This window comes from Rhizobium sp. P1_E1 (assembly GCF_056406015.1).
In genome coordinates this window covers 45244-53481 of the sequence record NZ_JBFUAY010000030.1, presented here as the reverse complement: position 1 = coordinate 53481, position 8238 = coordinate 45244, and the positions used below count along the sequence as shown (strand labels likewise).

The 8238-nt window shown below is 60.9% G+C and carries 8 protein-coding genes; all 8 read left to right on the top strand.

Annotated features, from left to right (window positions below):
- Positions 1-539, top strand: a 539-nt coding sequence (locus AC1D1Z_RS13590; RefSeq protein ID WP_477850838.1) for a dihydrodipicolinate synthase family protein, incomplete at its 5' end; no start/stop codon positions are given.
- On the top strand, positions 532-2049 hold the full coding sequence (locus AC1D1Z_RS13585; RefSeq protein WP_477850836.1) for an aldehyde dehydrogenase: 1518 nt from the start codon (positions 532-534) through the stop codon (positions 2047-2049). The genes AC1D1Z_RS13590 and AC1D1Z_RS13585, both read left to right, overlap by 8 nt.
- Positions 2046-3392, top strand: coding sequence for an NAD(P)/FAD-dependent oxidoreductase (locus tag AC1D1Z_RS13580; protein ID WP_018246027.1), 1347 nt, complete (start codon positions 2046-2048; stop codon positions 3390-3392). The genes AC1D1Z_RS13585 and AC1D1Z_RS13580 overlap by 4 nt, the downstream gene beginning before the upstream one ends.
- A gap of 79 nt (positions 3393-3471) precedes the next feature.
- The gene (locus AC1D1Z_RS13575) at positions 3472-4323 is read left to right on the top strand and encodes a glycine betaine ABC transporter substrate-binding protein (RefSeq protein ID WP_018246026.1); all 852 of its coding nucleotides are present in this window, start codon (positions 3472-3474) and stop codon (positions 4321-4323) included.
- A 46-nt stretch (positions 4324-4369) separates the two neighbouring features.
- Entirely contained in the window at positions 4370-5515 is a 1146-nt protein-coding gene (locus AC1D1Z_RS13570; RefSeq protein WP_018246025.1) for a quaternary amine ABC transporter ATP-binding protein, read from the top strand.
- A gap of 5 nt (positions 5516-5520) precedes the next feature.
- Entirely contained in the window at positions 5521-6369 is an 849-nt protein-coding gene (locus AC1D1Z_RS13565; protein WP_018246024.1) for an ABC transporter permease, read from the top strand.
- Positions 6366-7217, top strand: a complete 852-nt coding sequence (locus AC1D1Z_RS13560; protein ID WP_018246023.1) for an ABC transporter permease — start codon at positions 6366-6368, stop codon at positions 7215-7217. Before AC1D1Z_RS13565 ends, AC1D1Z_RS13560 begins: the two co-directional genes overlap by 4 nt.
- Positions 7218-7233: 16 nt before the next feature.
- Positions 7234-8232 carry a 4-hydroxyproline epimerase gene (locus AC1D1Z_RS13555; RefSeq protein WP_018246022.1) on the top strand — a complete coding sequence of 333 codons (999 nt, stop codon included), beginning with the start codon at positions 7234-7236 and terminating at the stop codon, positions 8230-8232.
- The last annotated feature ends 6 nt before the right edge of the window (positions 8233-8238 follow it).

Genomic DNA, 8238 nt, shown 5'->3' with positions numbered 1-8238 from the left:
GCGCGGCGAACCTGCCGATCATGCTCTACAACTATCCGGCTCGTATGGGCGTGATGATGGGCGAGGAGTATTTCTCCCGGCTCGGCAAGTCCAGGAACGTGATCGCCATCAAGGAAAGTTCCGGCGACATGGGCAATCTGCATCTGCTGGCCCGGAAATTTCCCCATATTGCGCTGTCCTGCGGCTGGGACGACCAGGCGCTCGAATTCTTCGCATGGGGCGCGAAGAGCTGGGTCTGCGCCGGCTCCAATTTCCTCCCGCGCGAACATGTCGCCCTCTATGAAGCCTGCTTGCTCGAAAAGAATTTCGACAAGGGCCGCGCCATCATGACGGCGATGCTGCCGCTCATGGATTTCCTGGAATGCGGGAAGTTCGTCCAATCTATCAAGCATGGATGCGAATTGATCGGGCTGAATGTCGGATCGGTCCGTGCGCCGCTGCGTCCGCTCAACTCCGAAGAAAAACGAACCCTCCAGACCGTCGTCGCCACGTTGAAGCGCACGGTCGGCCAGATCACCTCGGGAGCAAATCATGCATGAACCCTTGACCGCTTCCGAATACAAGGCGATCGCCGCCGGTCTTCAGTTTCCGACGAATGCCTTCGTCGATGGCGCATTTCGTCCGGCCAATTCAGGGCAGACATTCACCTCGACGAATCCCGCGACGGGCGAGGTTCTCGCCGAGATTGCCGCATGCGATGCCACCGATGTCGACGCCGCCGTCGCCAAGGCAAGGCAAGCCTTCGACGACGGCCGCTGGCGGCTGCGTTCGCCGGCTGAACGCAAGGCGGTGCTCCTCAAGCTTGCCAGGCTGCTGGAGGACAATCGTCACGAGCTCGCCGTGATGGAAAGCCTCGACAGCGGCAAGCCGGTCGGCGAATGCCAGACGGTCGATGTTCCCGATACCATTCATACGATCCGTTGGCACGCCGAACTGATCGACAAGCTCTATGACAACACCGCGCCTGTCGGCGCGAATGCACTGACGATGATCGTGCGTGAGCCGGTCGGTGTCGTCGGATGCGTGCTTCCGTGGAATTTTCCGCTTTTGATGCTGGCCTGGAAGATCGGTCCGGCGCTCGCTGCCGGCTGCTCGGTGATCGTCAAGCCTGCGCAGGAAACGACGCTCACCACGCTGCGTGTCGCCGAGCTTGCCCATGAAGCGGGCATTCCAGCCGGCGTGTTCAATGTCGTGACCGGCGGCGGCAAGGAAGTCGGAGAACCGATCGGCATGCATATGGATGTCGATATGGTGGCCTTTACCGGATCGACGCCCACCGGCCGCCGCTTCCTGCGCTATGCAGCGGACTCGAATCTCAAGCGCGTCGTGCTCGAATGCGGCGGCAAGAACCCCGCCGTCGTTCTCGACGATGCCGAAGACCTAGACCTCGTTGCCGAGCAGGTCGTCAACGGCGCCTTCTGGAATATGGGCGAGAACTGCTCGGCCACGTCGCGTCTCATCGTTCATTCCAAGGTCAAGGATGAGCTGCTGAAACGCATCGGCGCCTATATGCGCGAATGGAAGACCGGCGATCCGCTCGATCCCGCAAACCGCATCGGCGCGCTTGTCAGCAAGGCTCATTTCGAGAAGGTGAAATCCTTCCTCGACGACGCCCGGAAGGAGAAGCTGACGGTCACCCATGGTGGCGAAACGCATGGCGGCATCTTTATCGAACCGACGCTGGTCGAGGGTGTAACGCCCGCCAGCCGCCTCTTCCAGGAAGAGATCTTCGGGCCGGTGCTGTCTGTTACCACCTTCTATTCGCTTGCCGAAGCAATCGCTCTTGCCAACGACACGAATTACGGTCTGACGGCGTCCGTCTATACCGGCAGCCTGAGGAACGCCATCAAGCTCTCGCGCGAAATCCGCGCCGGCGTCGTCACCGTCAACTGCTTCGGAGAAGGCGACGCCAGCACGCCGTTCGGCGGCTACAAGGAGTCCGGTTTCGGCGGCCGCGACAAGTYGGTCTTCGCCCACGACAATTACTGCGAACTCAAGACCATCTGGATCGACGTCTCGGATCGCTCGGTCGACGAGACCATCCGATGATCTCGAAGTCGGTCAAACGTTTGCCTGTTGAGAATGGCGTCTCGGGCTGGGAGGCGGTCAGCGAGCGCCCTTTCCCGGTCCGGACCCTCGACGGCGACGTGACCGCGGACTGGCTGATCGTCGGCGCGGGGTTTGCTGGCCTCTCGGCGGCCCGCCGTCTTCTCGAACTTCGGCCGGATGACAAGATCGTTATCCTTGATGCGAGCGAAGTGGGGAAGGGGACGTCGGGCCGAAATTCCGGCTTCATGATCGACGTTCCGCACAACCTTTCAGGCGGGGAGTATTCTAGTGGAGAGGCGGACGCCACTCGGCTGGAGATGGCCCAGAACCGCTCAGCGATAGCCTTTGCCGCGCAAGCGGCGGAGGAATACGGGATGTCGCGCGCGACATTCGACCCGGCGGGAAAGATCAACGCCGCGGCCACCGCTCGCGGCATGAGGCTCAACCGGAGCTTCGGAGAATCCCTGAGGGGCGCTGGCGAGAAGCATACGTTTCTCGATGCGAAAGAGATGCGGGAGATCACCGCATCGGATTACTACACCGGCGGTCTGTACACGCCCGGAGCGGTGCTTATCCAGCCCGCCGATTACATCCGCTCTTTTGCGGCGGGCCTGCCGGGCAGGGTCAGTATTTTCGAGCGTTCTCCTGTCACTTCATTGAAGCAAGACAGCGGCACCTGGGCCGCCATGACAAACCGAGGGAAGGTCACCGCTCCAAAGGTGATCCTCGGGGTCAATGGCCACATCGACGATTTCGGGCACTATCGCGGCCGCCTGATGCACATCTTTGCTTATGCCTCGATGACAGCGCCGTTTCCAGCAAACGACTTCGGCCAGAAGGCCTCAGGGCAGGACAAGTGGGCGCTGCTCCCGGCAGATGCGATGGGAGCCACGATTCGAAAGATTACCTCCGCTGGCCAGTCGCGGATCGTAATCCGCACGAAGTACACCTACGAAAGCAAGCTGGAGGCGTCGGACTGGCGCATGGGCAAGATGGCCAAGGCCCATCGAGACGCGCTCGACGCGCGGTTCCCGGGTCTCGCGGATGTCCCTTTCGAACATAGTTGGGCAGGTCGTCTGTGCCTCAGCCGGAACCACGTGCCCGCCTTCGGCGAGATCGAAGAAGGACTGTTTTCCGCATGCTGCGAAAACGGGCTTGGAACGGTCAAGAGCACACTCGCCGGTATGATGGCGGCGGAACTGGCGACCCGAACGGCCTCCCGGCATCTCGAACAATACATGGATCACCCTGAGCCTTCGAGGCTCCCGCCGGAGCCGTTCGCCTGGCTGGGCATAAACGCGATGATCCGTTTGCAGGAATTGCGCGCAGGCCGCGAGGGATGATCCCTCGGCCCACGCAATATGAAGACTGCCCGCTCGCAGACTTCAATGAGAATGGGAACGTAAAACAGGAGTAAGAACAATGAAAAATTTGTGGAGGGCGCTCTGCGCCGCTGCGATGATCGGGGTCAGCATCCTTCCTGCTCGCGCGGAAGAAAAAACGATCACCATGGGTACGATGTCCTGGGAGGACCTGACGCCCATCACCGGAATCACCAAGAAGGTTCTCGAAGACGCCGGCTATACGGTCAAGGTGACCGAGTTCTCCGAATGGGGCATCGCCTATGCCGCTCTCGCCAAGGGCGACATCCAGGTTCTCACCTCGCAGACGGACTATGTTGCGCAGGACTACTGGGACAAGAACAAGAACCGCCTCGAAAAGATTTCGCCTGTTTCGCATGGCCTCTATCAGGGCGTTGCGGTTCCCAAATATGTCCCGATCGACTCGCTGGAACAGCTCAACGAAAACGCCGACAAGTTCAGCGGCAAGATCATCGGTATCGAACCGGGTTCCGGCCTGATGCGCGATACCTCGAACGCGGTCAAGGACTACGGCCTCAAGCTCCAGCTCGTCGAGGGCAGCACCGCCGCGATGACGGCGGCGCTGAAGTCCGCCTATGATCGCAAGGAGTGGATTGCGGTAACGATCTGGGAGCCGTCCTGGATGGTTCAGAAGTACGAGGTCAAGTACCTCAAGGACCCGAAGGGCGTATTCCCGCCGCCGCAGAGCTACTACTGGATCGGCCACAAGGGCTTCTCCGCAGAGAACCCGCATGCGCGTGAAGTAATGGCCAGCGTCTACGTCCCGATCGCCGACATCACCGCCATCAACGGCGCGGTCAATGAAGGCAAGACCATGGACCAGGCCGTGCAGGATTGGATCGGCGCCCATGCCGACCTGATCAAGCGCTGGGAAAACATCAAGAAGAACTAAACGCGTCGTGGCCGTCCGATCCGTCGGACGGTCACCCTGAAACCTAATGAAGAAGCCAGCGCCGAATGGCTCAAAGGGGATCGCTATGAAAGCCATAAATGCCGATATCAATGACGTCCTGATCGACTGCCAATCCCTTTGGAAAGTCTTCGGTGACAAGTCCGCTGCGGCAATGAAGTCGATCAAGGAGCGCGGCCTCGGCAAAAAGGAGGTGTTGAAGGAGTTCAACTGCGTCGTCGGCGTGTCCGACGCGAGCATTGAGGTTCGGCGCGGCGAAATCTTCTGCATCATGGGATTGTCGGGAAGCGGAAAATCGACGCTCATCCGCCTTCTCAACAAGCTGATCACGCCGAGCTCTGGGAAAGTCCTCGTCAAGGGACGCGACCTCGCCGCCCTGTCGCCGGTCGATCTCCGGCAGATGCGCGCCAGGAACATCGGCATGGTGTTTCAAAGCGTCGCTCTGTTGCCGCATCGCACAGTCCTGGAAAATGCAGCCTTCGGCCTCGAGGTTCAGGGAATTGCCAAGCCGGAGCGAAACAAGACGGCCGTTGCAGCGCTCGAGAAGGTCGGCCTCGCCGACTGGGTGAATCGATATCCGAACGAGCTTTCCGGCGGCATGCAGCAACGCGTCGGGCTCGCCCGCGCGCTTGCTTCCGACCCCGAGATCATTCTGATGGACGAGCCGTTCAGCGCCCTCGATCCACTCATCCGGCGTCAGCTTCAGGACGAATTCCGGCAGTTGACGAAAGCGTTGGGCAAGTCCGCGGTCTTCATCACCCATGATCTCGACGAGGCGATCCGGATCGGTGACCGCATTGCGATCATGAAGGACGGCGTCATCATCCAGACCGGCACGGCCGAAGAGATCATCCTCAACCCGGCAGATGCTTATGTCGCCGAATTCGTCGCCGGCATATCCCGCCTCCATCTGATCAAGGCGCATTCCGTCATGCGCAGCGTCGCCGAATTCCATGAGAGCGCGCCGAATTCCGACATCGCGTCGCTGGCGCGCACGACGCCGGATGCCGACATCGACGAACTCATCACATTGACGATGCAGTCGGAGCGCGATGCCATCGCCGTCGTCGACAATGATCAGATCGTCGGCGTTGTCACGCCACGCAGCCTGCTGATGGGCGTCAAGGGGACGTCCACCCACGATCTCACGGCGGCGTCCCACAACTGGAGCTGATTGACATGGATAGTTCAGGCTTCACCGATCTTTTTGACGAATGGACGGACTCGGCGCTCGAGTGGGTGAGCGACAACGGCGAATTCCTCTTCGATACTATCAGACAGGTTCTCGAAGGGCTCTATGACGGGATCCTCTGGCTTCTGCAGCTTCCGCCATTCTACCTGGTCGCGCTGATCGTGGCGCTCATCGGCTGGCGGCTGGTCAATGTCTGGTTCGCCCTGCTCAGCGGCGTCGCGCTGGCGCTTTGTTTTTCCATGGGGCTCTGGCCGGAGACGATGAGCACCCTGGCGCTGGTATTGACCGCAACCGCACTCGCCCTGGCGATCGGGATCCCGATCGGTATTGCCGCCGGCTTTTTCCCCGCCCTCGATCGTTTCATGGAGCCCGGTCTGGATCTGATCCAGACACTTCCGCCATACATCTATCTGCTGCCGGCGATCGCCCTGCTCGGCTATGGACCGGCGACGGCACTGATCGCGACGGTGATCGTCGCCGTGCCGCCGGCAATCCGCCTGACGTCTCTCGGTATCCGGATGACGCCCAGGGAGTTCATCGAACTTGGAGAGGCGCTTGGGATCAGACCGGCGCAGATGTTCTTCAAGATTCGCCTTCCCTTTGCGCTGCCGAGTATCATGGCAGGGATCAACCAGAGCCTGATGATGGCCTTCGGCATGGTCGTCATCGCAGGCATCGTCGGTTCCGGCGGGCTCGGCGAGACGATTTACGGCGCGATCAGAACGCTCGACATCGCGACCTCCATCAATGGAGCGATAGCCATCGTGGTTCTGACCATGGTGCTTGACCGGATAACTCAGAGCGCGGCTCGTTTGGGAACGGGGAGGAAGTCATGAATCCGTCCATCCTGCAGTTTTCGCCCGGCGCTTTCCTGGCGCCGTCAGTCGATTGGCTCAACACCAACCTTCATCCGCTGTTTGCGGCGATCAGCTATCTGATCGAAGCGGTTCTTTCCGGATTCGAGGCGGCCCTCCTCTTCGTGCCGCCCTATGGGCTTATCGCGATCGTCGTCATCCTGGCATTTGTCGCCGTCGGTCTGCGCGCCGCAATCCTTGCCGGTCTTTGCCTGGGGTTTTGTCTCCTCATGGGGCTGTGGACGGCATCGATGCAGACCCTCTCCCTGGTCACGGTCGCTGTCTTGATCTCCGTGCTCATCGCCTTCCCGATCGGCGTCCTGTGCTCGCGCCACAAGACATTGGAGGCGATGGTTCGTCCGGTTCTCGACGTGATGCAGACCGTGCCGCCCTGGGTCTACCTCATTCCTGCGGTGATGATCTTCAGCCTTGGACGTGTGCCGGCAATCATCGCCACCATCGTCTATGGCATTCCGCCGATGCTCCGCTTGACCACGCTGGCGTTCAACCAGGTGCCGAGAGAATTCGTGGAACTCGGCAGCGCCATCGGCGCGCCGCCTCGTTCGGTGCTTTGGAAGATCGAGATCCCCTTGGCCAGGCAGACGCTCCTGGTCGGGCTCAACCAATGCATCCTTCTGTCCCTGGCGATGGTGGTGTTGGCCGGGCTCGTCGGCGCCGGCGGTCTCGGCGCGGAGGTGACGCGCGGCCTGACGCGCATGGAGATGGGGCTTGGCCTGCGGGCGGGCCTGGCGATCGTCGCAATCGCCCTTCTGCTCGACCGGCTGTCCCGCGGTCTGCTCGACCGTGACAGGCTGCCGAAGACGAGATGARCAAGGACACCAAAAGATGAGAAACAGCTTCTTCTGCATCGACTCCCATACGTCAGGAAATCCCGTGCGCCTTGTTGCCGGAGGCGGTCCACTGCTTCCGCATGCGCCCATCAGCGAGCGTCGGGAGATTTTTGTCCGCGATCACGACTGGGTGCGCCAGGCGCTGATGTTCGAGCCAAGGGGTCACGACATCATGTCGGGGGCGATCATCTATCCGGCCTACCGGGAGGATTGCGATTTTGCCGTTCTTTTCATCGAAGTGAGCGGCTGCCTGCCGATGTGCGGCGCCGGCACCATCGGCGTCGTGACCGCCGCGATCGAGGAAGGGCTCGTCAAGCCGCGGGAGCCGGGAAGGGTTGCCATCGAGACGCCTGCGGGAAGGGTCGATGTCACCTATGAGGAAAAGGGCGGATATGTCGAATCCGTTCGTCTCCACAATGTTGCAAGCTATCTGCACGAGGCTGATGTCGAGGTCGATGTGCCGGGAATGGGCCGCCTGCGCGTCGATATATCCTATGGCGGCAACTATTATGCGGTCATCGAACCGCAGGATAACTGGAGCGGGCTCGACCGCATGACCGCATCGGATATCGTCGGCTGCAGCCAGAAGCTCAGGTCAGCGCTTGCCGATATTTGCGATCCCGTTCATCCCGACGATCCGAGAATTCGCGGCGTGCATCATGCCATCTGGTGTGACCGCCCCGTGAACGACACCTCGGATGGCCGTTGCGCGGTCTTCTATGGCGAGAAGGCCATCGATCGCTCGCCGGGCGGCACCGGCACCTCCGCTCGCATGGCCCAGCTCTATGGGAAGGAACGGCTTACCGTCGGGTCGAGATATCGGCATGAAAGCCTGATCGGAACCGTCTTCGAGGGCCGGGTCGAAGCCGAGGCACGCATTGGGCCCTATAGCGGTATTCTTCCAAGCATCGGAGGCTGGGCACGCGTCATCGGACACAACACCATTTTCGTTGACGATCGGGATCCGCTGGCGCATGGCTTTCAGATCCGATGAGCGCCT